We start from the raw sequence: 23972 nt of genomic DNA, 5'->3' as shown, positions 1-23972 counted from the left end.
AAGGCGCCATGGCAACCCAAGCTGACGCGCAGGAACTGGCGGCCTTGCGGGCGCTTTCAGCCAGCATCGGGTTCAACCCGCATATGACCCAGGCGGCGGGCGGCAACACCTCGCTCAAGGCCGGCGACACACTGTGGATCAAGGCCTCCGGCACATGGCTGAAGGATGCCCTTGATGACGACATCATGGTGCCGGTGGCGATGGCGCCGCTGCTCAAGGCGGTCGAAGAGCGCGACCCGGCCGCCGACAAGCCGCAGGCCTTCGCTATCGACGAACTCAATCCGCGCGGCCTGCGCCCGTCGATCGAAACCACCGTGCATGCCTTGATGCCGCAACGCGTGGTTCTGCATGTCCACTGCGTCGACACGATTTCGCTTGCCGTGCAGGCAGATGGCGAGGCCGAGGTCGCCAGGCGGCTCGGCGGCATCGAATGGGCCTATGTGCCCTATTGCCGGCCGGGCCTGCCGCTCGCCCGCGGCATTGCCGAGAAACTGCGGCCTGGTGTCGATGTGCTGATCCTTGGCAATCACGGGCTGGTCGTTGCCGCCGAAACCGTGACCGAGGCGGAGCGGCTGCTGCACCGCGTCCGCTCGCTGCTGGCACGGCCGTCGCGCGCAACTGCCGCGCCCGACATCACGGCGCTGACGGCGCTTGCCGCCGACAGCGTCTACCGGTTGCCGGCGGATGTCGAAGCGCATGCGGTCGCGCTCGATGCGGAAAGCCTCCGCATTGCGGAGGCCGGCAGCCTCTATCCCGACCATGTCATCTTCCTCGGCCAGGGCTCGGTGGTAGCCAAGCCGGGCGAGAACGCGGCTAGCGTCACCGCGCGCCTCGGCACGGCCCCCATGGCGATCCTGTTTCCCGGCGCAGGCGTTCTGATGCGTGGCGACGCCAGTGCCGGCGCCGACGCCATGCAGCGCTGCCTCGCCGACGTGACGGTACGCGTCGATGTCGCGGCGCGGCTGAACTATCTCACCGCTGCCGAGAACAACGAACTGGTCAATTGGGACGCCGAGCAGTATCGCCAGAAGCTCAATGCCGCAGCGGCTAGCAAAGGACTGAAGAGATGATGCCCCTTGTCATCGGCATCGACATCGGCACGTCGGGCGCGCGCGCCGTCGCCATGCGCCCGGATTTTTCCATTGCCGGCCAGTCCGCCGTTCGCCTCGACATATTTGGTCAAAATCCCCGCGAGCCCTCAGCATGGTGGCAAGCGGTCCAGGCGGCTCTGACGGAACTGCTTTCGGGCATCGACCGCACTGCGGTCCGCGCCATCGCCGTCGACGGCACGTCGGGCACGCTGCTGCCGGTCGACACCGCCGGGCGACCGCTGACTGAGCCGCTGATGTACAACGACAAGGTCGACGACGCCGACATCCTGGCAGCCGTCGCCCGCGAGGCGCCGGACGCGAGCGCCGCGCACGGCGCGACTTCCGGCCTCGCCAAGGCGTTGCGGTTTCAGCATCTGCCCGATGTCGCGGCCGTGCTGCACCAGGCCGACTGGATCGCCGCAAAACTCTCCGGCCGCTTCAATGTCAGCGACGAGAACAATGCGCTGAAGACAGGCTATGACGTCGAGGCGCGCCGCTGGCCGGACTGGATCGCGGCCACCGGCATGCGCATGGACTTGCTGCCTGATGTCGTCGGGCCGGGTGATGTCACCGGCACGCTCACCGCCGCCGCCGCCGGGCTGTTCGGCCTGCCGCCCGATGTGGTCGTGGTCGCCGGCACCACGGATGGCTGCGCCTCGTTCCTGGCGACCGGCGCCACGGCCCCCGGCGACGGCGTCACGGCGCTGGGATCCTCGCTCACCATCAAGATCCTCTCCGGCCGGCCGATCTCGGCGCCGCGCTTCGGCATCTACAGCCATCGCCTCGGCGACTCCTGGCTGGCCGGCGGCGCGTCGAATTCCGGCGGCAAGGTGCTGGCGCAGCATTTTCCGCTGGCGCGGATCATCAAACTCAGCGCGGCAATCGACCCCACGACGCAAACCGGGCTCGACTATTATCCGCTCGGCGCATTGGGCGAACGCTTTCCGATCGCCGATCCCACCTTGCCGCCGCGTCTTTCGCCACGACCAGCTGATGATGCCGACTATCTCAAGGCGATGTTCGAAGGCATGGCCGCGATCGAGGCGTTGGGCTACCGCAGGCTGGCCGAACTCGGCGCGCCGGCGCTGACCTCAGTCAGGAGCGTCGGCGGAGGTGCGGCAAATCCGGCCTGGACGGCGATCAGGCGGCGCAAGCTCGGCGTCGATTTCCTGCCCACCCTTTCCGACGAGGCGGCCGCCGGCACCGCGCGGCTGGCGCTCAAGGGCGCAAACAAGGCGGGACTGGTATGAGCACGAAAACAATCGAACGCCTCGACGGCATCGGGCCGCTGGCTGAGCGCTACCAGGTCTTCCTGCTCGACCAGTTCGGCGTGCTGCATGACGGCCAAGCTCCTTATCCCGGTGCGGCGGAGGCATTGTCGGCGTTGAAGCGCGTCGGCAAGACGGTGGTGCTGATCTCCAATTCCGGCAAGCGCGCCAGGCCCAACGAGGACCGCCTGCTGAAACTCGGCTTCGCCGCCGGCAGTTGGGACCATTTTGTCTCCTCCGGCGAGGTGGCGTGGCGATCCTTCAACGCCATGGCGGCATTGGGAAAGCTGCGCCCGGGGACAAAATGCCTGCTGATCAGTCGCGACAATGACCGCACGGCGATCGAGGGCCTGCCCTTTGTGCTGACCGAGGCCGGCGAGGACGCCGAACTGGTGCTGATCTCGGCCAGCGAAGGCGACCGCCACGACCTCGACCATTACCGCGAACTGCTCACCCCAGCGGCGGCGCGGCGGGTGCCGTGCTTCTGCACCAACCCGGACAGGATCATGCTGACAGCGGTCGGCCCGCGCTTCGGCGCCGGCGAGATCGCCGATCTCTACGAAAGCCTGGGCGGCAGCGTCATCCGTATAGGCAAGCCCTATCCGGCGATCTTCGATGCGGCACTGGCACTGGCGGGCGAGCCCGAGCGCGGCAGCGTCGTCTGCGTCGGCGACAGCGTCGAGCATGACATAGCGGGCGGCAACGCCGCCGGCGTCGCCACGGCGCTGGTGCTCGGCGGCATATTGGCGGACACACCGGATCTTGCCTCCGTCTTCGACGAACAGCAGGCCTGGCCCGACTATGTCACGGGATCCTTCAGCTTGCGCTGACCGCTTCGAGCATGCGCTTGGCGCTTTCCTCGTCGGTGATCAGGATCGTCGGCGCGATCAGGTTCATCGCGCCGAGCAGCGCCTCGGTCTTCTCCTCGCCCCCGGAGGTGAGGATACGGATTGGCGCCGCGCGCAGACGGTCGACTTCCACCGACATCACATGGCTGTTAACGGGATGGTCGACCAGATCGCCGTTGCGGTCGAAGAAATGGAACAGAAGGTCGCCAACGGCGCCACGCTCGAGCAGGGCCTCGCGGTCCGCTTCCCTGAGAAAGCCGCCGCGTGAGAAGGTGGTCGCCGAGGCGATGCCGCCGACGCTCAGCAGAACCGCATCGAGCACGTTGGCCATCTCGAAAACCTCCTGCAGGCCGCAGCGCTCGACCAGAGCGATCTTGGTCTCGACGCTGTCGACGACGGCCGGCGTCGGAATCAGATAGCCGTCGCCCTGGAAGATCTGGGCGAACCGCCAGGCGAACTCGGCCGGATTGTAGCGTCGCACCACGCCGACACCGCCCAGCAGCGAGATGACCTTGAAATCGGTGAGCGACTTGGCGCTGATGAAGGGCAGGCTCGAAAACAGCGTCCGGCCCCAGCCGACGCCAACGCGCATGCCTGATTTCATCGTGTCGGACAGGAACGCGCCGGTCTTGGCGCTGATTGCGGGGATCGGATCGGCATTGGGCGCGGTGAGCGGGGCGACCAGCGCCTGCTGCAGGCCGAAAGTCCGCTCCAGCGCGCGCTCCAGCCGCACGATCTCCGACAATTCGCTCTCGATGGTGATCTTCACCTCGTTGCGCGAACGCGCCTCGGCGAGCATGCGCACGATGGTGACGCGGCCGACGCCAAGCACGTCGGCGATCTCGTTCTGCGTCATCTGCTCGACGAAATACATCCAGGCGGCGCGAATCCTGAGGCGGTCCGTCCGGCTTTCACTAGCGACCTGCTCGGTCGCCTCGGCTCCTGTCCGCCCCTCTTCGGCCCGCCCTTCTTCGGTTTGTCGTCGCCTGGCCAATCATCCCTCCCCCGTGCGACGGACGAGCGCGTCGTCGCCGATTCTGCATGCTGGTCTAGTATCGCCTATTGATCTACCAATCGATAGGAACAATGTAGAGTCGGCGGCTGGCCCCTCGCCGGCCGTCTTGCAGGCACTTTCGAGGCAGACCGCGATGCTCCGACAAATCTCCGAAGACGTCCGCGTCAATTTGAAGGATCGGTTGCGGGAAGTCCGCGACATCATCCGGCAAAGCCGTCATGACGGCACCGGTGATGCCAGCGTGCTGCGCGAAGCGACCAGCCGGCTGCCACCGTTTCCGGGCAAGGGCATTGAAGGGCTGCTCAGCCATGCCGCCAGCGCCGTCGACGAGGCGCTGTCGATCGCCGAATCCTTTGTCCCGCACGAGCGCCCGATCAAGGTGGACGGCACGACCGTGAAAGGCCTCGGCACCTATTTTCCGGCCGGCAACGAAGACCTGCAGTTGAGCGCCGAGCGCCTGTTCCGGCGCGACGTGTACTATCTGACCAAGGCGGTGCTCGCCGGGCTGAAGATCGACAATGCCCGCATCCACGAAGCAGATTTCGCCGCCGCGCATGCCACGATGCGCAAGCGCCATGGTGATCTTCTGGCCGCGTTGACCGCGCCGGGCGCCGGACTGCAGGCAATCGCGGCCACTTGCGCGGCGTTGCTGGTCGAGCTGCTCAGCCAGCGTCCGGTGCGCCTTGGCGAAGCCGCGCCTGAAACGGCCGGCGAGCGCGCGCTCGACATAAGCTGCCTTGCACCAGTGGTTCTGGCCTGCGGCCTGGCGACAACCGGCCGTGACGGCGCGCCGGAGCCCGACATGCTGGAGATCGCGATCCTGGCTGCCGATATCCGTCACGACCGCATCGCGCAGGCCTGCGCCAAGGCGAGCCCGGTCGAGGAACTGACACCAGTCTTCGCCACCTTGCTTGCGCATTTGCCGTAAGCTCCCGTCGCCCAAGCAAGACAATTGCTTGCGTCGGAATTGGGCGCCAGTTCAGCGCGTTTCATGGCGACTCCCTCACTACGACCGGTATAAATTGTCGGTCAGTTCAGTGACTCAGGGAGGATTTGCATGCGCGGTCATTGCTTATGTGGCGCTATTGCTTTTGAAGTCGACGGCCCGGCACAAGCATGCGTGAGCTGTCATTGTGAAAGTTGTCGGCGGCAATGTTCTGCGCCGATGACCACCTACATTGGAGTCTTGGACGACCAATGGCGATGGCTGGGCAAGTCACCGAAGGTGTTCAACTCTTCTCCCGGTGTGGAAAGAACATTTTGCGATCACTGTGGCTCGCCGCTGTCCTTTCGCTCAAAGAACATGTCCGGCGTCATGCATTTTTTTGCCGCAGCGATGGAGGAGCCGGAAAAACTTGCACCAACGCTGCACGTCGCTTTTGAGGAGAAGCTGCCTTGGTTGAAACTCGCCGACGGCCTGCCGACACGTGTCGGGCCTGACTATACGAAAGACTAGGCTTCGCACTCTCCCATCAAGGAGATCGAAGCATTCAACAACTGATTTTCTGGCCTTTATGAGTATGCGGCCTATTCCCCAGCTGCCATGGCCGTGATCGTCTTCTTGGCGCGCTGGATCGAGGCCGGGCTCATCGAAAGCTCGGTCAGGCCCATCTCGATGAAGGCCGGGATCAGATCCGGGCGTCCGGCTGCCTCACCGCACATACCCACCATGATGCCGGCGGCGACGCCGGCTTTGGCCGTCAGCTCGATCGCCGACATGACCGCCGGATTGGTGACGTCGTTGAGCTTGGCGACGGTCGGGTTGAGCCGGTCGGCGGCCATGATGTATTGGGTCAGGTCGTTGGTTCCGATCGAGAAGAAGGAGACTTCCTTGGCCAGCACCGGGGCGATCAGCACAGCGGCCGGGGTTTCGATCATCACGCCGAGTTCGAATGTCGCATGCGGCACGCCTTCGGCCTTGAGCTCAGCGGCGCATTCATCGACCAGTGCGTGGGTGCGCGTGACTTCGGAAATATCGGACACCATCGGCAGCATCACCTTGATGTTGCCGTGCACGGCCGCCCGCAGCAGCGCCCTCAGCTGGCGCTTGAAGATGTCAGGCCGGTCGAGGCACATGCGGATGCCGCGCCAGCCGAGAAAGGGGTTTTCCTCGTCGGGAAACTCGATGCCGGCGATCGGCTTGTCGCCGCCGATGTCGAGCGTGCGCACGATGACCGGATAGGGCGCGAAGGCCTTGGCCAGCGCCGCATAGGTCTCGGCCTGCATGTCCTCCGAGGGAAGATGCATATGGCGCATGAACAGGAGTTCGGTGCGGAACAGCCCGACGCCCATGGCGCCCGCTTCCTGCGCCGCCTCGATTTCCTCGAGCGAACCGATATTGGCAGCGACCTCGATCACCTTGCCGTCGGCGCGTTTCGGCGTCACCGTCTTGAAGGCGGTCAGGCCGGCGCGCTCTTTCGCCGCCGCCTCGACACGGCCGGCGTATTCGGCGCGCGTCGCCGCATCCGGGTCGATGATCACATGGCCGGTGTTGCCGTCGAGCGCCACGTTCCGCGCGGTGCGCAAGGCATTGACCTGGTCGCCAAGGCCCAGCACCGCCGGAATGCCGTGCGAGCGGGCGATGATGGCGATGTGCGAGGTGGCACCGCCATGGCCGCAAATGACCCCGCCGATGCGCTTCAGCGGCGCCCGCGCCAGATCCCACGCGCCGATATCGTCGGCGATCAGAATGGCGCCTTCGGGGATGCTTTCGAGGCTGACCTCGTCCTGGCCGAGCAGCACCAGGCAGATTTGCCGTCCGACGGCATGGACATCGTCGGCCCGCGCATTGAGGTAGTGATCGTCGACCGCGCTGAAATCGGCAGCGATGGTGGAGGCTGCGGTGATGACGGCCGAGACCGCATCGTTGCCGCCCCTGATCGCGTTTTCGGCCTCGCCGGTCAGGCTGTCGTCGGCGGCGATATCCCTGAGTGCCGCGACAATGCCTCGGTCCCCGGCCGACAGGCTGTCTTGCGCCAGGACCCGGTCCATGCGCGCCTGGACGGCGGCGACGGCGGCACGGAGCCTGTCGATCTCACCGGCGATCTCGCCGGCATGCAACAGGCGGCCCTGTCCGGCGATCTCGGGCGGAAAATGCGCGAAGGCCTGCCCGATCGCGACGCCTTCACTGGCGGCGACACCGCGCAAGCCGCTCCCTTCGCCTGATGCAGCCGGCACGGGTTGGGGCGCCGGTGCGGGTGCCGCCTGGCCGGCATCATTGGCCGGGCGCTGCGGCTCGGCTTCGTCGTCGAGACCCGCCTTGGGATTTTCCAGATAGCCGATCAGCGCTTCGATCGCCTCGATGGCGTCGGCGCCATTGGCCCGCACGGTGACTTCCTGGTTTTCCTTGACCGCCAGCAGCATCAGCTTGACGGAGCTCTTGGCGCTGACCGCCTTGCCGTCCTTGACCAGTTCGACGTCGGATTCGAAGCCCTTGGCGAGCTTGACGAACCGCGTGGCGGGACGGGCGTGCAAACCTTCATGCACTCTGACGATGGTCGAGCGTTCCATGGCAAATACTCTGCTTTTTCAAGAGCAATTCGTCGTTTCTCGGAAACGGCGAATTGCTCTAACTCTTTGTTCTAACGCGATTCCGGGCGAAAAACCGTTTCACGGTTTTCCCGGAATTGCCCTGGCGCCAAAACCAGATGGGCCGCGGCGCGAATGCTTCAGGCGGCGATGGTGATGATCGCGTCCGTCTTCAGGGCGGCCACCAGCGCCTGGGCATCGACCTGCGATGCGCAGATCTCGCCCGGCCTCTCGGCCTCAGTGGCGCCGTTGAACGAGATGACGACGTGGCCCATCTCGAGCACCTTGCTCCACGCGCTGGAGCCGACCGCGGTTATGACTGCGGAAACCGGACCAAGGGTGATCGACGCGCCCTTTTGCGGCGCGCCGTCGCTAGGCCCGAGTTCCGTCTTATGGAGCACCGAAACCTCGGCAAGCTCCGGCGGCGAGCCATCCGCGAACAGGATGACCACGCCCCCTTCGGCAAGATCCGCCACTTCGGGCCCGATGGAAGTGACCCGTGTTCTCAACAGAACCGTCATGTGGCGAACCTCATTTCCTTACTCTCTTTAAAACACGATCAGGCTGACGACCCAGGCGATCAGCACCGAGACCGGGCCCATGATCTGGCGGCTGATGAGCACCGCCGGCACGCCGATTTCGATCGTCTTCGGCTTGGCTTCACCGAGCGCCAGGCCGACGGGGACGAAATCGCAGCCCACCTGGGTATTGTAGGCAAACAGCGCCGGGAGAGCCATCGCCGGCGAAATCGTGCCGTTGGCGATCTGCGGGCCGATGATGGCCACGCCGATGACCTGCGCGATGACCGCGCCTGGCCCGAGGATGGGCGACAGGAACGGCAGGCCGCAAATGGCCGAGATGATCAGCAGGCCGACAATGTTGTTGGCCAGCGGTCCCATCGGCTGCGCCAGCACATCGCCGATGCCGGTGTACAGGATCAGGCCGATGAGCATGGTCACGAAGGCCATGAACGGCAGCACGTTGCGCACCACCTGGTCGATCGTGCGGCGGCCGGCATTGAAGAAGATGCCGACCACCCGGCCCATGACGCGGCCGATCGAGCTGATCAGGCCGATCAGCCCGCCTTCGCTCGGCAGCGGCTGTGGCGCCGCGGCTGCAGTGTTGTTGCCTGAACTCATCGATGCTGCTCCCCCCGCAGTGGTGACCGCCTCGGACCCGTCCGCCATTGTGACGTTGGCCGGCTTCACGCCCGAAACGTAGATGTCCTCGGTGATGAACTGGGCGAGCGGCCCAGCCTGGCCGACCGGCGTCAGATTGACAGTCGGGATGCGCTTGCGCGGATAGACGCCGCAACGTGCGGTGCCGCCGCAATCGACGACGACCACCGCCATCTCGCCTTCGATCGGCGGCGCCTTGAAGCCGTCGACGGCCGTGGCGCCGGTCATGTCGGCGATAAGTTGGGCGACGGGATGGATGCCGCCGCCGGTGACGGAAACGACCTTGTCGCGCTGGAGGGTCGGCTCGATGACGAGCGGGCCGCCCCAGCCTGTGTTGCCTCGGGAGATCTTTACGGCTTTGAATGTCCTGTCCATGATGTCCTCCCCGCCCTTACAGCTCGACGCCCTGGCGGCGTGCCATGATGGTGGTGATGCGCTCGGTCAGCATGCCCTTGAGCAGGATGACGACGAGGCCGACAATGGCGTACCAGATCGCCACCTTGACGTGGTAACCGGCGACGACAACGCCCTTCTTCTCAAGCTCGAGCAGAGCCACGAGAATGCCGCCCCAGACGAAATATTCGCCGGGATTGATGTGCGGGAAGAGGCCGAGCGGCGGATGCACGTAGGACACGGCCGCGTCATAGAAGGCCGGCTTGTGCTTTTCTTCTAGGAACGATCCGAACGTATAGGCCATCGGATTGGTGAGGAAGAACACCGCCAGCAGCGGCAGCAGCGTATAGCGGGTCAAGGCGATCCTGCCGGCGCCGCGCGCCAGGCCATGCACGCGCTCCTCACCGACCAGTTCGGTGACGGCGTAGAACGCGGTCATCAGCACCACCAGCGTCGGAATGATGCCGGTGACGAAGCCGGCGAACACTTCGCCGCCCTTCTGGAAGATGCCGATGAAGTACTTGCCGATGGCGGTCAGCCAGCCGAGCTGCTCTTCCTGCTGGACTTCCTTCAGCTTTTCCTTGAACTGATCGACGGTTATGGGTCCGCTGTCTGCTTGCGCAAGGACAACGAGATGGTCGGAAGCATGCTCGACAGCGAGCTTGCCATGCAATGCAGCATCCGAAACCATGGCGCCTGCGACATGCAGATTATGCACGGCCATGTCGGCATGCTGCGCCAACAACGAAAATACAGACATTTCTCCTCCTTATGCCGCCCGCCAGTTATCCCAGTCGGTGCGCGGCGTCCTCTAAGCCCTAGCTATGTTCAGGCCGGCCAGGCCCGGCTTCTTCCCCGGCTCCGACCGTGCTTTGTCGATCTGTTCGATCGCCCGCTTCACGGCCTCGGCCACACCGGGTTCCCCCTCCCCCATGATCGCAGGGTTGGACCGGACTCGATCGAGGGGAACACCCTCGAATTCTTCATGTCTTTTGAACTTGGTGAAGACGGACCGGCCGCTCATCACCATCAGGCGGCGCACGATCAGGTCAGGCGTCACCACGACGAGCGCGATGGTGCCCTTGGCCAGCCGGCCGCGAAAATTGCCGGCTCCGACGAAGCCATCCTTGTACTGGTCGGTGACGCCTCGGAAGACATCCGAGTAGTGCCGCATCTGCAGCCAGACGCCGAGCGACTGCAGCGCCCACACAATAACCAGCAGAAGCAGTCCCCACTGCCAAATCGCCATTCGGTTCTCCTCCCGAAGCCTATGTTGAGCCGCACCTTGGACCGGCACGCGACAACAGCAAAGTGAGAACATTTGTTTCCAAGAATGTCAATATGTATGATATTGACCTCCGCAACGCCATCCACAGGGCCGCCTGCCGATTTCGGCGGCGGCATGGCTGTGCTAGCCTGTCGTCAAACGGGATGCATGAAATGGAACTGCCCTTCAGGGATGAACTGGCCCTTATGCCCGACCTGCGCCACCGGCTGCGGCAGCTGCGCTGGTTTCGCGCCACTTTCCGTGGCAGCGCCAAGGTGGTCTCGGACACGTTCGGCGTGCGCTTCGAGATCGACGAGGCAAAGCTGACCCGAGCTTTTCTCGACTGGGTCGAGATCATGGAGGCGCAGAAGCGCTTCGCCGCGATCGACCGTGCCGACTTCATCGTCTTTGCCGCCGGCCTGGTGCTGCGCGAGCTGATCAAGCAGGCGCCGGCCCGGGAAATCTCGGGCCTCGCCGAGCTCATCGAAACGGATCAGAATGCCGGCACGCTGGAAATCATCCGCTTCTGGCCGGAAGGTTTTCTCTATACCAATTACTGCGTCTCGGTGATTTCAGCGATCTATGAGCAGGAGTTCGGCAAGGCGCCCAGTATCGACAAATGCGCCGACGATCTGCGCACCTGGTGGTCCTATCGCGAGAACGTGACCGAGATGCCGGCCTACGCGGTGGCTTTCCTCGACCGCTTCCTCGGAGCCGAGCCGAACTGGATCACGCCGGACCGCGCGCAGTCCCGGCAAGCCATGCAACGGGCGCTCGGATCCGGCCGCGCAAGCGATGCGCTGCGCCAGCTTTGACTGCCCGCCATTTCAGCCCCAAAACGCGCTCAAGGCATCGCGCTATTGAACATTTGTTTTTTTACCGATAGCGATGTGCTGAAATTGGCGTGAGGAGACGAGCGCGTGGCGCGACCAAGGCCTATCATTTTCGATTGCGACGGTGTTCTCGTCGACAGCGAGCCGCTGGCCGCCAGGGCTTATGAGCGCGTCTATGAAAAGCACGGCATGCCGGGCGTACATGGCGGCATCATCGCCCAGTGCGTCGGCATGAAGCAGTCCGACATCATCGCCCGGATCAGGGAACTGACCGGCCATCAGTTTCCCGCTGCCGCCGATGGCGACATCTGGGCCGAGACCAAGGTGCTATTCACCGAGGAGTTGAAGCCGACGCCGGGAATAGCGGCGTTTCTGGAGACGCTCGAGGGTGACCGCTGCGTTGCCTCGTCCTCCTCCGTCGAGCGGATAAACCACAGCCTCGCCGTTACCGGCCTGGCGCATGTCTTCGGCGAGGCGATCTACAGCTCCTCCATGGTCAAGAACGGCAAGCCGGCGCCCGACATCTTCCTGTTCGCCGCCGCCAGGATGGGCGCCAATCCGGCCGACTGCATCGTCATCGAGGATTCGCCCTTCGGCATCCAGGGCGCGGCCGCTGCCGGCATGACGGCGATCGGCTACACCGGCGGCGGCCACACCTATGCCGAGCACGCCGCGCGGCTGACGGCGGCCGGCGCCGATTTCGTCTGCGCCGACTGGCATGAAATTAGCCGGCAGTTGGCCGGGATCGGCGTGCCGGCCTAGGCTTGCAGAAACTAGAGAGGCCGCGGCCATTCGCTGCGTGGAATCTCAGCGCCGACACGGAAGTCGAACGACAAGACCCTCGTGGCATCGGTGTCGACCTCGCACCGGAAGCTCAGATGGTACCATGTGGTTCTCGTACTGAAAGCGACATCCGGGGCGTCGATTATATTGCCCCCCTTCAGCGGAACTTTCGGCCACTGATAAGGAAAATAGGAGCCGTCCACCAGTTGCTGTTGCAACTCGCTGGCGCAAAGTAAAGAAGCGCGCTCACTGCGAGGCACGCCACCCATCGAGGTCGTGGCCAGCGCATCGCCGGTAGCGCCCTGGGAGTAGAGCCTGCGAACAGCCGGAAGACCCGAATCGTTCCGAGATGCAGATTTCGAGGCCTTTGAGGGGCTGGGCTTCGGCGCATTTGTGGGTTTGGGCTTTGGTGCCTCGGCTGATGTCGGAAGCTCGATCTCGCCACTGCTATCGGCAGCCAAAGACGCTGGTGCCTCATCCTGTTGCTTGGCGGCGTCGAGCGCCGCCTGCTTCTCCGCATCCTGTGTGGGCTTGTCGTCCGCCGTCGCGGTTACCGGCTTCTCGTCGACCTTGGTTGGGTCCGCCGGCTGCTCCGATGGCGTGGTAGACTGGTTTTCTGCCCGCTTCGCTATGACCGGCGGCTTCGAATCGTCATCCTTGGCTGGCGACGGCGAGCTGTCGCGGGCGCTTGCCCCGTGCAGGGATTTCCTCGGGCCGGTATCCTTGTCGCCGAACTGAAAAACAGGCTTCAGGACCTCGACTGGCGTTGGCTTCTGAGGCTGCTTCTCCGACGGAGGTTGTTTTTCAACTTTCTGCTCAGGCGGTTTTTCAACCTTCGGTTCCGGTGGCTTTGGCGGCGGCGGAACAGGTTTCGGCTTTGGCTGATCAGGTGGAGGCACGAGAGCGACATTGACCGGCTGCTCCTCGCGCGGCTGTTGGGGAAGCACGGGCAGGCCATAGACAAGGAGCGTCACGACAAGCACGTGCAGGATCAGCGATGCGGGGATACCCCACATCAGATTCCGACGCCGTTCTCGTGCCTCGTCCTTCATCCTGACCGATGTGGAATGAAATAGCGGCGGCTTCAAGCACAGGCATTGGATTGGCGCGTTTTAGCCGCTGACAGCTAGGTGATCGGATGTCCGCGCACAAGGGCAGCCCGACCAAGGCGCTGGGGCGGCTCAACGAGCGGCTGCCCACGATCCGATCCATCAAGACCTGGGATCAGCCAGTTCGCTGCCGCCAGTATGGGTGCCAAACCTGCCGACTGCATCGTCGTCGAGGATTCGGCCCGTCGGCATCCAGGCGCGGTTGCCGCCGGCATGACGGCGATCGGCTACACCGGCGGTGGCCACACCATGCCGAGCACGCCGCGCGACTGACGGCGGCCGGTGCCGATTTCGTCTGCGCCGACAGGCACGAAGTTAGCCGGCAATTGGCCGGATCGGCGTGCCGGCCTAGTTCAGCGGATACTTGGTGAATCCACGGCTGGCCCATTCGCCGGGCGGGATCAATGACCCAACGCGGAAGTTGAACGACAGGACTCTCGTCGCATCGGCGTCGACCTCGCACCGGAAGTTTAGATTGTACCAGGTGTTTCTCGTGCTGAAGGCGGCCAGCGGAGGATTGAGGACATTGCCTTTGTCCAGCGTAATGGTTGGCACCCATTTGACCGAATAGTCGGCACTTTGCAGTTCCTGGCTCAGAACATTGCCGCAAAGGTTGGCCACGCGCTGACCGCGTGGCACGTTCTCCATGGAGCTTGTGGCGAACGCGTCGCCGGTTGCCCCTTGCGAATAGAGCTTTCTGACGCCCGGAAGGCCGGAATAGATTGGCGATCCCGCAACGTCGTTGTTGGTTGACCTTCCAGCATTCCCGATCGGCGCTTTGAAGGCTCTTGCGGGTTTGAACGCCAACGTCTTGGCAGGTTTGGGCTTTGCCTTTCCAGTTGAGGCTGGAGGCGCCGGCTTACCACCAGCCTCAGCCGCCAATGGCTTTGGCGTCACAACCGCTTGCTTTTCGGCGGGTTGCGGTGCGAGCTCCTGTTTGTCTGGCTGCTGTTTTTCAGCGGCGTCGGTCGCCTGCTTCTCCTCATTTTGCGCAGGTTTGGCGTCCGGCGCAACGGTGGCCGGCTTCTCGTCAGGCTTGCTGGGCTCTGCCTTCTGCTGTGGCGTTGCAGCCGGGGCGGGCTGGGTCGGCGCGGGTGTTGGTGTTACAGGCGGCTTCGCCACCTCATCCTGGGCCTGTGACGGCGTGTTGGGTTTAGCGCTGCTTCCGTCGAGCGATTTCTCCGGCCCCGCATCCTTCTGGCCGTACTGGAAAACGCGCTTCAGAACATGGTCGTCTGGCGGTTTCGGCGGCTCTGGAGGCGGCTTTTGTTCAGGCGGCTTTTCAGCCTTCTTGTCAGGTGTCGGCTCCGGTGGCTTTGGAGCAGGTTTCGGCTTAGGCTTCTCGGGCGGCGGCACAATCGCGACATTGACGGGCTGTTCCTGCTGATCCGGCTGCTGCTCGGATCTCGGCACGCCAAAGAACAAGAACGCTACGATCAAGGCATGCAGGATCAGCGATGCGGCCAAGGCCCATCGCCAATTGCGAAGCCACTCTCGTATCTTGCCGTTCATTACGCCCGATGTGGAATGAAATAGCGGCGGCTTCAAGCACAGGCACGGAATTGGCGCGGTTTAGCCGCTGACAGCTTGGTGATCGAGGTGGCAAAATACCGGGTGGCAGCTTTACCGGGCTGCTGACGCGCATCAATGAGCAGCGTCCGTCCTGACATTCACGACAAGCCGATATTTATCAAAGCCCAAGGCTCTGTCCCGCGGCTGCCTCCGCCGCCGGGATCAGCCAGCCGGATCTCATGCGCAGCCGTGCCTGGGCTCCACTCTGCAGAGTGACCGGGTCTGGCTGCTCGAAATGCAAGGTGAGGTCAGGGCCGGCCGCAGGGGTGAATTCGACGCGCGCCGCACCGCCCTGATACACCACCCGTTTGACGAGACCATCGAAGCCCGACCCATCCGGCGAGACGGCGAGATCAGCCGACCGGCAGCAGATCCTGGCACCCGCACGCGGCCGCTCGCCGGGGCGGCAGCGGACCACCAGCTCGGTTCCCAGAACCCTGACCTTGCAATGGCCACCGTCTTCACCCGTCAGGATATCCGCCGGCAGCAGGATGCCTTGCGAGATGAAGGACGCCACCATCTCATTTGCCGGCTCATGATAGAGTTCGCGCGGCGTCGCCAGTTGTGCCAGGCGTCCATGGTCCATCACCGCGATGCGATCGGCCAGCGCCATCGCCTCGGCCTGATCGTGGGTGATGTAGACGATGGTCGTGCCGGTGCGCTTGTGGAAGGCGGCGAACTCATCCTCCATCGAGGCTCTCAGATGCACGTCGAGATTGGCGAGCGGCTCGTCGAACAGCACCAGCGACGGTGCGGCGACAAGGCAACGTGCGAGCGCCACGCGCTGGCGCTGACCACCGGAAAGATTGGCCGGCCTGCGCTCACCCAACCCCTGCAGATTGACCAGAGCCAGCGCGTCTTCGATCTTTCGGCGCGCCAACGCTTTGTCGAGCTTCGCCACCTTCAGCGAATAGCCGATATTCTCGGCCACCGTCATATGCGGCCACAGCGCGTAGTTCTGGAAGACGATGCCGACGCGCCGCTTTTCCGGCGCGACGCTGCCGCCGCTGTTCGACACGACATCGTTGCCGATGCGGATTTCGCCGGAGCTCACTTTCTCGAAGCCGGCGACGAGCCGCAGCAACGTCGTCTTGCCGCAGCCGGACGGTCCAAGCACTGCCAGGAACTCGCCGTCGGCAACGTCGATCGAGACGTCTTTGACCGCATCGAAGTCGGCGAAGCTCTTGGTCACATGGTCCAGGCTCAGTCGCGCCATGGCAGAACTCCACTCGGAAGATGCGGGGCTAGCAGATTGGTCACCAGCATCAGCACGAAGGTGACCGCGACCGTGATGACCGACATCGCCGCCGCGTAGTTGGAATCGCCGCCCTGTTCGAAGGAAAACATCACCACGCCGATCGTTTCCGAGCTGACGACCACAGCAGCGCCGAGACGGTGAGTTCGCTGAGTGCCGTCATGAAGATCAAAAGACCACCGGCGATCGCCGCCGGTGCGATCAGCGGAAAGATGATGGTGCGCATGCGTGTGAGCAGCCCGGCGCCCGCCACCTGCGCGGCCTCCTCCAGCGCCCGGTCGATCTGGTGATAGCCGCTGATGGTCGGCCGCAGCGCCAGCACCAGGAAGCGTGCGAGGTAGGCGTAGAGGATGATGCAGACCGTGTTGTAGAGCTGGATGCCGGTCAGCGGGATCGGCCTGAGGAAGAGCAGCAGCGAGGCAACCGCCAACACCACGCCGGGCAAGGCATAGGGCAGTTCGACAGCCAAATTGAGCAGCCGTACCCAGCGCTGCTTGCCCCAGGCGATGAGATAGCCGACCGGCACGGCGACGACGACCGCGAAGAAGGCGGCCGCGATCGATAGCCGGAAACTGTTGAAGAAGGCGCGGTTGGCGGCATCATGCTCGAACAGCACGAAGCGGTAATTGTCGAGCGTCGCCGTCTTGGCAGTGAGCGCGATGCCATACCCCGGCACCAATGAGGTCAGCACCAGCCCGAACAGCGGCAGGAACAGCACCAACACGATCAGCAGCCATATGCCGACCTCGACGACAGGCCGCCAGCCGCCGAGTTCGTAAGGTTCGGCCGGCAGCGATGTCGAAGAGATGCGGTAGTCGCGGCGGCGGCTCATCATCTCCTGGGCGAGAATGCCGGCCACGGCGATCACGCCGATCAGCACCGAAAGGAACGCGGTCTCGCCGAGCACGGCCGGACCGCCGCCGGCCAGCTTCTGATAAATGAGCGTGGGCAGCACCAGATAGTTGGCGGGGATGCCGAGGAAGGCGGGAATGCCGAAATTGCCGACGCAGGACACGAAGGCCAGTGCCGCGGCCCCCATGATCGACGGCGTCATCAGCGGCAGCACGATGGTGGCCAGCACGGTGGACCAACCGGCGCCGCAGGCGCGCGCGGCCTCGACCAGTTCGCGCGGCAGCTTGCGCAGCCCGGCCCGCACCAGCAGGAAGACCAGCGGGCCATATTGCACGCCAAGCAGCAGGATGATGCCCGAGGTCGAGTAAAGCGGGTTTTTCGTGCCGAGCGGTGGTGCCGCGCCGAAGAGCTTGAGTAATGGGCTTGCCGGGCCGAACAGTTGCAGCCAGGCCAGAGCCGTCACCTGCGGCGCGATCATCAGCGGCATGACATAGCACAACACTAGGGCGCTGCGACCGCGTATATCGGTCAGCGAGACCAGCACCGCCACGAGCGTGCCCGACAGCACCGCAAGCAAGGTGCCGCCAATGCCGACGACCAACGTATGCCATGTCGCGATCCAGGTCGCCGGGCTTCTCAAGCCCGCCTCGACGGCCACGGTCGATAGCGTGCCGCCAGGCGCCACGATCTCCTTGATGAGGCGCAGCATGGGCAGCAGCGAAAGCAGCACGATGACGACGGCCACTGCCGCCGTCAGGGCCATTTCCTGGCCCCGGCCATTTCTGATGGGTGTTGGCATGGTTGCGTTTCCCGAGGTCCGGGATGCCGCCCAAACGACATCCCGCCACGATTGCCGGCTCAGCCGCCGAACAGTTCCTGGAACTTCGCCTTGTCGGCGTCGGTCTTGGCGACGATCGCCTTGGTGTCGAACGGCATCACTTTGACCTTGATGCCTTCCGGCAGCCATTCGGGACGGCCGAGCGAGGCGCGCGCCGGCAGATAACCCATGGACAGCGCCAGCTTCTGGCCTTCATCCGACAGGATGAAGTCGACGAACTTCTTGGCGCCGTCGACATTCCTCGCGGTCTTCATGATGGCGGCCGGTTCGGTCACCGCCGGCACTCCTTCGCTCGGGAATACGAACTCGACCGGCGAGCCCTTCTTCTTGGCGTTCATCGCCATGAAGTCGACGAGGATGCCATAGGGCTTTTCGCCTGATGCCACCGACTTCAGCACCGCGCCATTGCCGCGCACGCTGACGGTGTTGTTGGCCTTCAGCTTCTGGAAGAAATCCCAGCCATAATTGGTATCGCCGGCAAAACCGGAAAGCAGGTAGGCCGCCGCGCCCGAATAGAGCGGGCTCGGCATGACCAGGCCATCGGCATAGGCGGGCTTGGCGAGATCGGCCCAATGCTGCGGCTTTTCGGCGGCCGCGGTGTTGTAGACGATGCCGGTGGTGATCAGCTTGCTGCCGAAATAGGTCTTGTCGGCGTCATAGGCATCGGCCTCGATGCCGTCGAGCTTGGCCTCGGGATAGGGCAGCAGCCGGCCGTCCTTCTTCAGCAGCTCCATCGAAACCGCGTCGGCGATCAAGAGCACGTCGGGTTGCGGGCTGCCGGCGGCGAACTCGGCCGCCATCTTGGTGAGGATGTCGCTGGTCCCAGAGCGATAGATGGTCACGTCGATGCCGGGCTGCGCCTTCTTGAAGGCATCCACGGTCTTGGCCGCATCGGCTTCCGGCTGCGATGTGTAGAGCGTCAGTGTTTCGGCGTTTGCCACGCCGGCAAACAAAGTTGCCACGACCGCCAACTGGCTGGCCAGCAGCTTGATGAGTAGCGTCTTCATGAGACCTCCTGTCCTGTCTGTGCATGACCGGTCCGGCCCCTGGCCGGCTCCCCGTCTCCTCCTCCCTGCACGGCGCATATGACTGGTGGATGACAGCGGGGGATGCGCGATCAGATCAAGCGATGGCTTGGCACGAGATGCTCTCACGGCACGACAGGAGGGCCCGCGGAATTGGCTTTCCGCGAGCCTGATGGGCGCAACTGCACGCCGGACTAAGGGCTATGTTTCCCAACGCTCATCAAAAGCGCTCGACTGACCTTACACCAGCATGCCCATCGGGTTCTCGATCAGCCGCTTGAAGGCGACCAGCAATTCGGCGCCAAGGGCCCCATCGACGGCGCGATGGTCCGTCGACAGCGTCACCGACATCACGGTGGCGATCTTGATCTCGCCATTCTTGACCACAGCCCGCTCCTCACCGGCGCCGACGGCCAGGATGGTCGCATGCGGCGGATTGATGACGGCGGCGAAGTCCTTGATGCCGAACATGCCGAGGTTGGAAACGGCCGTCGTGCCGCCCTGATATTCTTCCGGCTTCAGCTTGCGGCTGCGGGCACGGCTGGCCAGATCCTTCATCTCGTTGGAAATGGTCGACAGCGTCTTTTCATCCGCATGCCGAATGATCGGCGTGATCAGGCCGCCGGGGATCGACACGGCAACGCCGACATCGGCATGCTTGTGCTTGACCATGGCGCTTTCGGTCCACGAGGCATTGGCATCCGGCACCGCCTTCAGCGCCAGCGCCATCGCCTTGATGACCATGTCGTTGACCGACAGCTTGTACGCCGGAGCCTCGCCCTTCTCGGTCTTCTTCATCGGGGCGGCGGCATTGATCTGCGTGCGCAGCGCCAGGAGCGCATCGAGCTCGCAGTCGAGCGTAAGATAAAAATGCGGGATGGTGGACTTGGCCTCGACCAGCCGGCGCGCGATGGTCTTGCGCATATTGTCATGCGGGACGAGTTCGTAGGAGCCTTGCTCGAAAAGACGCAGAACGTCCCCCTCCCCCATGAGGGGAGGGTGGCCGGCCGAAGGCCGGTCGGGTGGGGTCGGCTCGACCGGGCTCGGCGCATAGGCGGTGCTGGATTGGGCGGTGCCTTCTGAGGCGACCCCCTCCGTCCGCTTCGCTGAGACCTCCCCCTCAAGGGGGGAGGAGATCGCCGCATCGATATCGGCTTTTATAACGCGCCCGCGCGGGCCTGTGCCTGACAATGCCGCAAGGTCCAGCCCAGCTTCCCGGGCCAGCCGCCGCGCCAAAGGCGTCGCTCGGGCTTTCCCCTCCCCCTCGAGGGGAGGGTGGCCGGCCGAAGGCCGGTCGGGTGGGGTCGGCTCGACCGGGCTCGGCGCCAGGGCGGTGCTGGACTGGGAGATGCCTTCTGAGGCGACCCCCTCTGTCGGCTTTGCCGACATCTCCCCCTCGAGGGGGGAGATTGGCGCATAACTTTCATCGTCGGCATAAATCCACGCAACCGGCGCGCCGACGGGAATGTCGACGCCTTCCTTGCCGGTGACGTCGCGCAGCACGCCGCTGGCCGGCGCATCGATCTCCATTGCAGCCTTGTCGGTCTCGATCTCGAACAGCACGTCGCCCTTCTTGACCCGGGCGCCTTCCTCCGCGAACCAGCGCGAGATCTGTCCGGTCGCCATGTCCATGTCGACCTTGGGAAGAATGACTTCGGTCGGCATGTCTCAGCGAACCCCTTTCACGAGGTCACGCACGGCGGTGATGATGTCTGGAACTTGCGGCACCGTGGCTTTTTCGAGCTCCGGATTGTAGGGGATAGGCGTCTCGGCGCCGCCCAGCCGCACGATCGGCGCATCGAGATAGTCGAACGCCTCGCTCTCGGCGATCATGGCGCTGACCTCGGCGCCGATGCCCAGTGTCTTGACCGCTTCGTAGACGCACATCAGCCGCGACGTCTTCTTGACGCTGTCGATGACGGTCTGCTTGTCCATCGGCCGGATGGTTCGGAGGTCGACGACTTCGACATCGATGCCTTCGGCTTCCAGCACGGCGGCGGCGTCGAGCGCCTTCTGCACCATGATCGACGTGGCGACGATGGTGAGATCGCGGCCCTCGCGGCGGATGTCGGCCTTGCCGATCGGCACCGTGTAATAGCCCTCGGGAACCGGACCCTTCATCTTGTAGAGCAGCTTGTGCTCGAAGATCATCACCGGATCGGGATCGGCGACCGCAGCCAGGAGCATGCCCTTGGCATCATAGGGCGTCGCCGGCTGGATGACCTTCAGGCCCGGCACATGGCCAAGCCAGGCTTCCAGGCTCTGGCTGTGCTGGGCGGCCGCACCCGTGCCCGAACCGGCGGGAAAGCGCATCACCACGGGAACCGAGACCTCGCCGCCCAGCATGAAGCGCATCTTGGCCGCCTGGTTGACGATCTGCTCCATGGCGAGCGTCGCGAAATCGGAAAACTGGAATTCGAAGATCGGCCGCATGCCCGTGAGCGCCGCACCGACGGCGACGCCAGCGCCGCCCAGTTCCGAAATCGGCGTGTCGATCACCCGCTCGGTGCCATAGCGGTCGACCAGATCGCCGGTCACCTGGAAGGCGCCGCCATAGACGCCGATATCCTCGCCCATCAGGAAGACGCGCTCGTCCATGTCCATGGCGATCGCCATGGCTTCCTGGATCGCCTGGGCGTAGCTCAGTTCACGCACCATCGCGTCCATCACGCCTGCTCCGTATACACGTAATTTCCGGTCTCGCTGACGTCAGGCGACGGGCTCGCCTTGGCGAACTCGATGCCGTCGGCGATCTCCTGCGCCACCCCACTGCGAATGGTCTGGATGCCGTTGTCGTCGATGAAACCGAATTCGCGCAGCTCGTTCTCGAACAGCGTGATCGGATCGCGGTTCGACATCCAGTCCTCGATCTCTTCCTTGCTGCGATAGCGGTTGCGGTCGCTCTTGGAATGGCCGCGATGGCGATAGGTCTTGGATTCGATCAGCGTTGGCCCTTCGCCCGCGCGGGCGCGCTCGACCGCCTTGTAGGAGGCCTCGGCGACCTCCGAAAAGATGTTGCCGTTGACGATGACGCCGGGCATCGAATAGGCGGCGGCGCGGTCGGCGATGTTCTTGACCGCGGTCGAGCGGGCGGTCGAGGTCGACATGCCGTAGCCATTGTTCTCGCAGACGAAGATGACCGGCAGCTTCCAGACCGCCGCCATGTTGAGCGCCTCGTGGAAGGCGCCTTCATTGTTGGCGCCGTCGCCGAAGAAGGAAACGACGACCTTGCCGGTCTTCATCATCTTGGAGGAGAGTGCCGCCCCGACGGCGATCGGAATGCCGCCGCCTACAATACCATTGGCGCCGAGATTGCCCTTGGCGACATCGGCAATGTGCATCGAGCCGCCGCGGCCCTTGCAGTAGCCTGACGTCTTGCCGAAGAACTCGGCGAACATGCGCTTGACCTCGGCGCCCTTGGCAATGCAGTGGCCATGGCCGCGATGGGTCGAGGTGATCTGGTCATCTTCGCCAAGCGGCATGCAGATGCCCATGGCGCTGGCCTCCTGGCCGATCGACAGATGCATGGTGCCATGGATCAGGCCGCGCATGTAGCTCTCCTCCGCGCCCTCTTCGAAGCGGCGGATGAGGTACATCTTGTAGAGCACCTCTCTGAGCTGCTCGGCGCTGTACTGCCGATAGACGAAAGGCAGGTTAGCGCGACTGTCCGTGACGGCTTTACTGGCACCGGCCATGATCAGGCTCCCACGGTTCCGTAGACGAGCTTGTCCTGGCGGGCGCGCAGTTCGGCGATCTTGGAGCCCACGGCCGGGGCGGCATTGGCATAGGTGATGAGCTCGCCCTTCTTGATCGGCGCGGTTACCGAGCCGCCCTGCAGCAGGCCGCAGGGAATGGCCTTGGCGGCATGCGCTTCCGGCGCCGTCATGATCCAGGCGCGGTAGCAATATTCGCCGATCGCATCGAGTTTTTCGCCAGGCTGCATGTCCTTCTTGGCCACGGCGGCGACTTCGGCCACGGGCTTCGCCAGCGGTACCATGTCGGCCTTGCCGTACAGCACGACGCGGGCGCAGGTCAGCGGCACTTCGAGCGAGGTCAGGTGATAGGGGCGGTGGAAGGTGAAGTACGGACCCTTGCCCATCTTCAAATCTTCCATGCGCTCCGAAATGCGCGGATGCGACATGTCGGCGACGACGAAGACGCCGGGCGCGACGCCCTTGCCGATCGAATAGTCGACGACGCCGACCCTGGACAGCACGCCGCCATCCTTTTCAGGCACCAGCACTTTCGAGAGCTCGCCGAGCGTCGCCGCCGGGCCGTGCATGCCAGCCTTGTCGGGCACCAGCCCGGTGGCATTGGCGATCGCCGCCATCTCGACCATGGTCTTCGAGCCGTCGACGAATTCGACCAGCATGCGCACATTCATATGCCGGCGCCTGGCCTCTTCCTCATAGGCGGGCGGCGTGGCGTCGATGTTGAGCGGGTTGTTCTTGCCCTTGCCCGCGGCAACGATCGGATGTCCCATGGCCGAGACGAATTCGATCAGCTCCATGCAGGAGGACGGCTCGTCGCCGGCGCCGAGCGAATAGGTGACGCCCAGCCGGTCGGCCTCGCTCTTCAGATAGGCGCCGATGGTGACGTCGGCCTCGACATTCATCATCACCAGATGCTTGCCGTGCTCCATGGCGCGCAGGCCGATCTCGGCCCCGACGGCGGGAACGCCGGTCGCGTCGATGACCACGTCGATCAGATCATTGTCGATGACCAGGCTGGCGTCGTTGGTCACCGCCACCTTGCCGGCCTCCATGGCGGCCGTCATCGCCGAGGCGTTCGACACCTCGCGCGCATGACCGGTTTCCTGGAAGGCGATGTCCACCGCCCTACTGGCGGCCGCCAGGTTCAGTTCCGAGATCGCGCCGATCTCGATGCCGGACATATGGGCGACGCGGGTGACGATGTCGGTTCCCATCTCGCCGGAGCCGATCAGGCCGATGCGGATGGGCTTGCCCGACTTGCCGCGCTCATCGAGATCGCGGGCAAGGCCCGTCAACGAAATATTGGAAGCCATACCGCTCATTCCTCCCACATTGCAGGCTTGTTCATTCGCTTGACGGGTATTGAACATATGTATTTCTGTCAAGACTAATGTCCAATTTCAT

General features: G+C 64.2%; 22 protein-coding genes and 1 pseudogene. 8 read left to right on the top strand and 15 right to left on the bottom strand.

Annotated features, from left to right (window positions below):
• Positions 1-8: 8 nt before the first annotated feature.
• From ACWGS8_RS02460 to ACWGS8_RS02450, 3 genes are read left to right on the top strand one after another with little or no spacing between them, the layout of a single operon-like run.
• Complete coding sequence (locus ACWGS8_RS02460; RefSeq protein WP_454579439.1) at positions 9-1070, top strand: class II aldolase/adducin family protein; 1062 nt, start codon at positions 9-11, stop codon at positions 1068-1070.
• A complete protein-coding gene (locus tag ACWGS8_RS02455) occupies positions 1067-2341 on the top strand; it encodes an FGGY-family carbohydrate kinase (protein WP_454579438.1) in 1275 nt (424 codons plus the stop codon). The genes ACWGS8_RS02460 and ACWGS8_RS02455 overlap by 4 nt, the downstream gene beginning before the upstream one ends.
• Complete coding sequence (locus tag ACWGS8_RS02450; RefSeq protein ID WP_454579437.1) at positions 2338-3189, top strand: TIGR01459 family HAD-type hydrolase; 852 nt, start codon at positions 2338-2340, stop codon at positions 3187-3189. Before ACWGS8_RS02455 ends, ACWGS8_RS02450 begins: the two co-directional genes overlap by 4 nt.
• Here the strand turns inward: ACWGS8_RS02450 and ACWGS8_RS02445 are convergent.
• Positions 3176-4201, bottom strand: a complete 1026-nt coding sequence (locus ACWGS8_RS02445) for a sugar-binding transcriptional regulator (protein WP_454579436.1) — start codon at positions 4199-4201, stop codon at positions 3176-3178. The two genes, ACWGS8_RS02450 and ACWGS8_RS02445, sit on opposite strands and share 14 nt — an antisense overlap.
• Positions 4202-4355: 154 nt before the next feature.
• Here ACWGS8_RS02445 and ACWGS8_RS02440 point away from each other — a divergent pair, with 154 nt between their 5' ends.
• Entirely contained in the window at positions 4356-5150 is a 795-nt protein-coding gene (locus ACWGS8_RS02440) for a hypothetical protein (RefSeq protein WP_454579435.1), read from the top strand.
• Positions 5151-5279: 129 nt separating this feature from the next.
• Complete coding sequence (locus ACWGS8_RS02435; protein WP_454579434.1) at positions 5280-5678, top strand: GFA family protein; 399 nt, start codon at positions 5280-5282, stop codon at positions 5676-5678.
• Positions 5679-5749: 71 nt separating this feature from the next.
• Here the strand turns inward: ACWGS8_RS02435 and ptsP are convergent, their stop codons facing one another.
• The 5 genes from ptsP to ACWGS8_RS02410 all read right to left on the bottom strand — a co-directional run bounded on the left by ptsP (position 5750) and on the right by ACWGS8_RS02410 (position 10570).
• Positions 5750-7732 (bottom strand): phosphoenolpyruvate--protein phosphotransferase, encoded by a 1983-nt coding sequence (ptsP, locus tag ACWGS8_RS02430; protein WP_454579433.1) that lies wholly within the window; start codon positions 7730-7732, stop codon positions 5750-5752.
• A 158-nt stretch (positions 7733-7890) separates the two neighbouring features.
• Positions 7891-8271, bottom strand: coding sequence for a PTS glucitol/sorbitol transporter subunit IIA (locus ACWGS8_RS02425; RefSeq protein WP_199644674.1), 381 nt, complete (start codon positions 8269-8271; stop codon positions 7891-7893).
• A gap of 27 nt (positions 8272-8298) precedes the next feature.
• Complete coding sequence (gene srlE, locus ACWGS8_RS02420) at positions 8299-9303, bottom strand: PTS glucitol/sorbitol transporter subunit IIB (protein ID WP_454579432.1); 1005 nt, start codon at positions 9301-9303, stop codon at positions 8299-8301.
• A 16-nt stretch (positions 9304-9319) separates the two neighbouring features.
• On the bottom strand, positions 9320-10081 hold the full coding sequence (gene srlA, locus ACWGS8_RS02415; RefSeq protein ID WP_027047456.1) for a PTS glucitol/sorbitol transporter subunit IIC: 762 nt from the start codon (positions 10079-10081) through the stop codon (positions 9320-9322).
• A 51-nt stretch (positions 10082-10132) separates the two neighbouring features.
• Positions 10133-10570 (bottom strand): transcriptional regulator GutM, encoded by a 438-nt coding sequence (locus ACWGS8_RS02410; protein ID WP_027047457.1) that lies wholly within the window; start codon positions 10568-10570, stop codon positions 10133-10135.
• Between the two features lie 191 nt (positions 10571-10761).
• Between ACWGS8_RS02410 and ACWGS8_RS02405 the strand changes: the two genes are divergently transcribed.
• Both ACWGS8_RS02405 and ACWGS8_RS02400 read left to right on the top strand, forming a co-directional pair.
• Complete coding sequence (locus tag ACWGS8_RS02405) at positions 10762-11403, top strand: hypothetical protein (RefSeq protein ID WP_032933820.1); 642 nt, start codon at positions 10762-10764, stop codon at positions 11401-11403.
• Between the two features lie 105 nt (positions 11404-11508).
• Positions 11509-12183 carry an HAD family hydrolase gene (locus ACWGS8_RS02400; RefSeq protein ID WP_454579431.1) on the top strand — a complete coding sequence of 225 codons (675 nt, stop codon included), beginning with the start codon at positions 11509-11511 and terminating at the stop codon, positions 12181-12183.
• A gap of 11 nt (positions 12184-12194) precedes the next feature.
• Here ACWGS8_RS02400 and ACWGS8_RS02395 read toward each other — a convergent pair whose 3' ends face one another.
• Positions 12195-13256: a DUF930 domain-containing protein gene (locus tag ACWGS8_RS02395; RefSeq protein ID WP_454579430.1), complete on the bottom strand. Its 1062-nt coding sequence runs from the start codon at positions 13254-13256 to the stop codon at positions 12195-12197.
• Positions 13257-13451: 195 nt separating this feature from the next.
• On the opposite strand from ACWGS8_RS02395, the gene ACWGS8_RS02390 reads away from it, so the two are divergent.
• Entirely contained in the window at positions 13452-13586 is a 135-nt protein-coding gene (locus ACWGS8_RS02390; RefSeq protein ID WP_454579429.1) for a hypothetical protein, read from the top strand.
• Positions 13587-13661: 75 nt separating this feature from the next.
• Here ACWGS8_RS02390 and ACWGS8_RS02385 read toward each other — a convergent pair whose 3' ends face one another.
• The 8 genes and pseudogenes from ACWGS8_RS02385 to ACWGS8_RS02350 form a co-directional block, all read right to left on the bottom strand.
• Complete coding sequence (locus ACWGS8_RS02385; protein WP_454579428.1) at positions 13662-14825, bottom strand: DUF930 domain-containing protein; 1164 nt, start codon at positions 14823-14825, stop codon at positions 13662-13664.
• Between the two features lie 178 nt (positions 14826-15003).
• Positions 15004-16101 (bottom strand): ABC transporter ATP-binding protein, encoded by a 1098-nt coding sequence (locus tag ACWGS8_RS02380; RefSeq protein WP_454579427.1) that lies wholly within the window; start codon positions 16099-16101, stop codon positions 15004-15006.
• A pseudogene (locus ACWGS8_RS02375) lies at positions 16089-17791 on the bottom strand (ABC transporter permease). The gene ACWGS8_RS02380 and the pseudogene ACWGS8_RS02375 overlap by 13 nt, the downstream one beginning before the upstream one ends.
• A gap of 59 nt (positions 17792-17850) precedes the next feature.
• Positions 17851-18837, bottom strand: a complete 987-nt coding sequence (locus ACWGS8_RS02370) for an ABC transporter substrate-binding protein (RefSeq protein ID WP_454579426.1) — start codon at positions 18835-18837, stop codon at positions 17851-17853.
• Between the two features lie 258 nt (positions 18838-19095).
• Positions 19096-20520 carry a pyruvate dehydrogenase complex dihydrolipoamide acetyltransferase gene (locus ACWGS8_RS02365; RefSeq protein ID WP_454579425.1) on the bottom strand — a complete coding sequence of 475 codons (1425 nt, stop codon included), beginning with the start codon at positions 20518-20520 and terminating at the stop codon, positions 19096-19098.
• A gap of 3 nt (positions 20521-20523) precedes the next feature.
• Positions 20524-21522 carry an alpha-ketoacid dehydrogenase subunit beta gene (locus tag ACWGS8_RS02360; RefSeq protein WP_454579424.1) on the bottom strand — a complete coding sequence of 333 codons (999 nt, stop codon included), beginning with the start codon at positions 21520-21522 and terminating at the stop codon, positions 20524-20526.
• Positions 21522-22550: a thiamine pyrophosphate-dependent dehydrogenase E1 component subunit alpha gene (locus ACWGS8_RS02355; RefSeq protein ID WP_454579423.1), complete on the bottom strand. Its 1029-nt coding sequence runs from the start codon at positions 22548-22550 to the stop codon at positions 21522-21524. Before ACWGS8_RS02355 ends, ACWGS8_RS02360 begins: the two co-directional genes overlap by 1 nt.
• A 2-nt stretch (positions 22551-22552) precedes the next feature.
• On the bottom strand, positions 22553-23881 hold the full coding sequence (locus tag ACWGS8_RS02350; RefSeq protein ID WP_454579422.1) for an NAD(P)H-dependent oxidoreductase: 1329 nt from the start codon (positions 23879-23881) through the stop codon (positions 22553-22555).
• Positions 23882-23972: the final 91 nt, after the last annotated feature.

It is taken from the genome of Mesorhizobium sp. 43Arga (assembly GCF_053714255.1).
The sequence above is the reverse complement of the archived record's forward strand: the minus strand, read 5'-3'. Positions and strand labels throughout refer to the sequence as shown.

What these genes read in the sequence shown, in the direction of transcription:
- ACWGS8_RS02390 (WP_454579429.1), top strand. Translation starts at nt 13,452, where the DNA reads ATGGGTGCCAAACCTGCCGACTGCATCGTCGTCGAGGATTCGGCCCGT.
- srlE (WP_454579432.1), bottom strand. Translation starts at nt 9,303, where the DNA reads ATGGACAGGACATTCAAAGCCGTAAAGATCTCCCGAGGCAACACAGGC.
- ACWGS8_RS02435 (WP_454579434.1), top strand. Translation starts at nt 5,280, where the DNA reads ATGCGCGGTCATTGCTTATGTGGCGCTATTGCTTTTGAAGTCGACGGC.
- ACWGS8_RS02395 (WP_454579430.1), bottom strand. Translation starts at nt 13,256, where the DNA reads ATGAAGGACGAGGCACGAGAACGGCGTCGGAATCTGATGTGGGGTATC.
- ACWGS8_RS02355 (WP_454579423.1), bottom strand. Translation starts at nt 22,550, where the DNA reads ATGGCCGGTGCCAGTAAAGCCGTCACGGACAGTCGCGCTAACCTGCCT.
- ACWGS8_RS02450 (WP_454579437.1), top strand. Translation starts at nt 2,338, where the DNA reads ATGAGCACGAAAACAATCGAACGCCTCGACGGCATCGGGCCGCTGGCT.
- ACWGS8_RS02405 (WP_032933820.1), top strand. Translation starts at nt 10,762, where the DNA reads ATGGAACTGCCCTTCAGGGATGAACTGGCCCTTATGCCCGACCTGCGC.
- ACWGS8_RS02360 (WP_454579424.1), bottom strand. Translation starts at nt 21,522, where the DNA reads ATGGACGCGATGGTGCGTGAACTGAGCTACGCCCAGGCGATCCAGGAA.
- ACWGS8_RS02385 (WP_454579428.1), bottom strand. Translation starts at nt 14,825, where the DNA reads ATGAACGGCAAGATACGAGAGTGGCTTCGCAATTGGCGATGGGCCTTG.
- ACWGS8_RS02380 (WP_454579427.1), bottom strand. Translation starts at nt 16,101, where the DNA reads ATGGCGCGACTGAGCCTGGACCATGTGACCAAGAGCTTCGCCGACTTC.
- ACWGS8_RS02350 (WP_454579422.1), bottom strand. Translation starts at nt 23,881, where the DNA reads ATGGCTTCCAATATTTCGTTGACGGGCCTTGCCCGCGATCTCGATGAG.
- srlA (WP_027047456.1), bottom strand. Translation starts at nt 10,081, where the DNA reads ATGTCTGTATTTTCGTTGTTGGCGCAGCATGCCGACATGGCCGTGCAT.
- ACWGS8_RS02410 (WP_027047457.1), bottom strand. Translation starts at nt 10,570, where the DNA reads ATGGCGATTTGGCAGTGGGGACTGCTTCTGCTGGTTATTGTGTGGGCG.
- ACWGS8_RS02425 (WP_199644674.1), bottom strand. Translation starts at nt 8,271, where the DNA reads ATGACGGTTCTGTTGAGAACACGGGTCACTTCCATCGGGCCCGAAGTG.
- ACWGS8_RS02440 (WP_454579435.1), top strand. Translation starts at nt 4,356, where the DNA reads ATGCTCCGACAAATCTCCGAAGACGTCCGCGTCAATTTGAAGGATCGG.
- ACWGS8_RS02455 (WP_454579438.1), top strand. Translation starts at nt 1,067, where the DNA reads ATGATGCCCCTTGTCATCGGCATCGACATCGGCACGTCGGGCGCGCGC.
- ACWGS8_RS02370 (WP_454579426.1), bottom strand. Translation starts at nt 18,837, where the DNA reads ATGAAGACGCTACTCATCAAGCTGCTGGCCAGCCAGTTGGCGGTCGTG.
- ptsP (WP_454579433.1), bottom strand. Translation starts at nt 7,732, where the DNA reads ATGGAACGCTCGACCATCGTCAGAGTGCATGAAGGTTTGCACGCCCGT.
- ACWGS8_RS02365 (WP_454579425.1), bottom strand. Translation starts at nt 20,520, where the DNA reads ATGCCGACCGAAGTCATTCTTCCCAAGGTCGACATGGACATGGCGACC.
- ACWGS8_RS02460 (WP_454579439.1), top strand. Translation starts at nt 9, where the DNA reads ATGGCAACCCAAGCTGACGCGCAGGAACTGGCGGCCTTGCGGGCGCTT.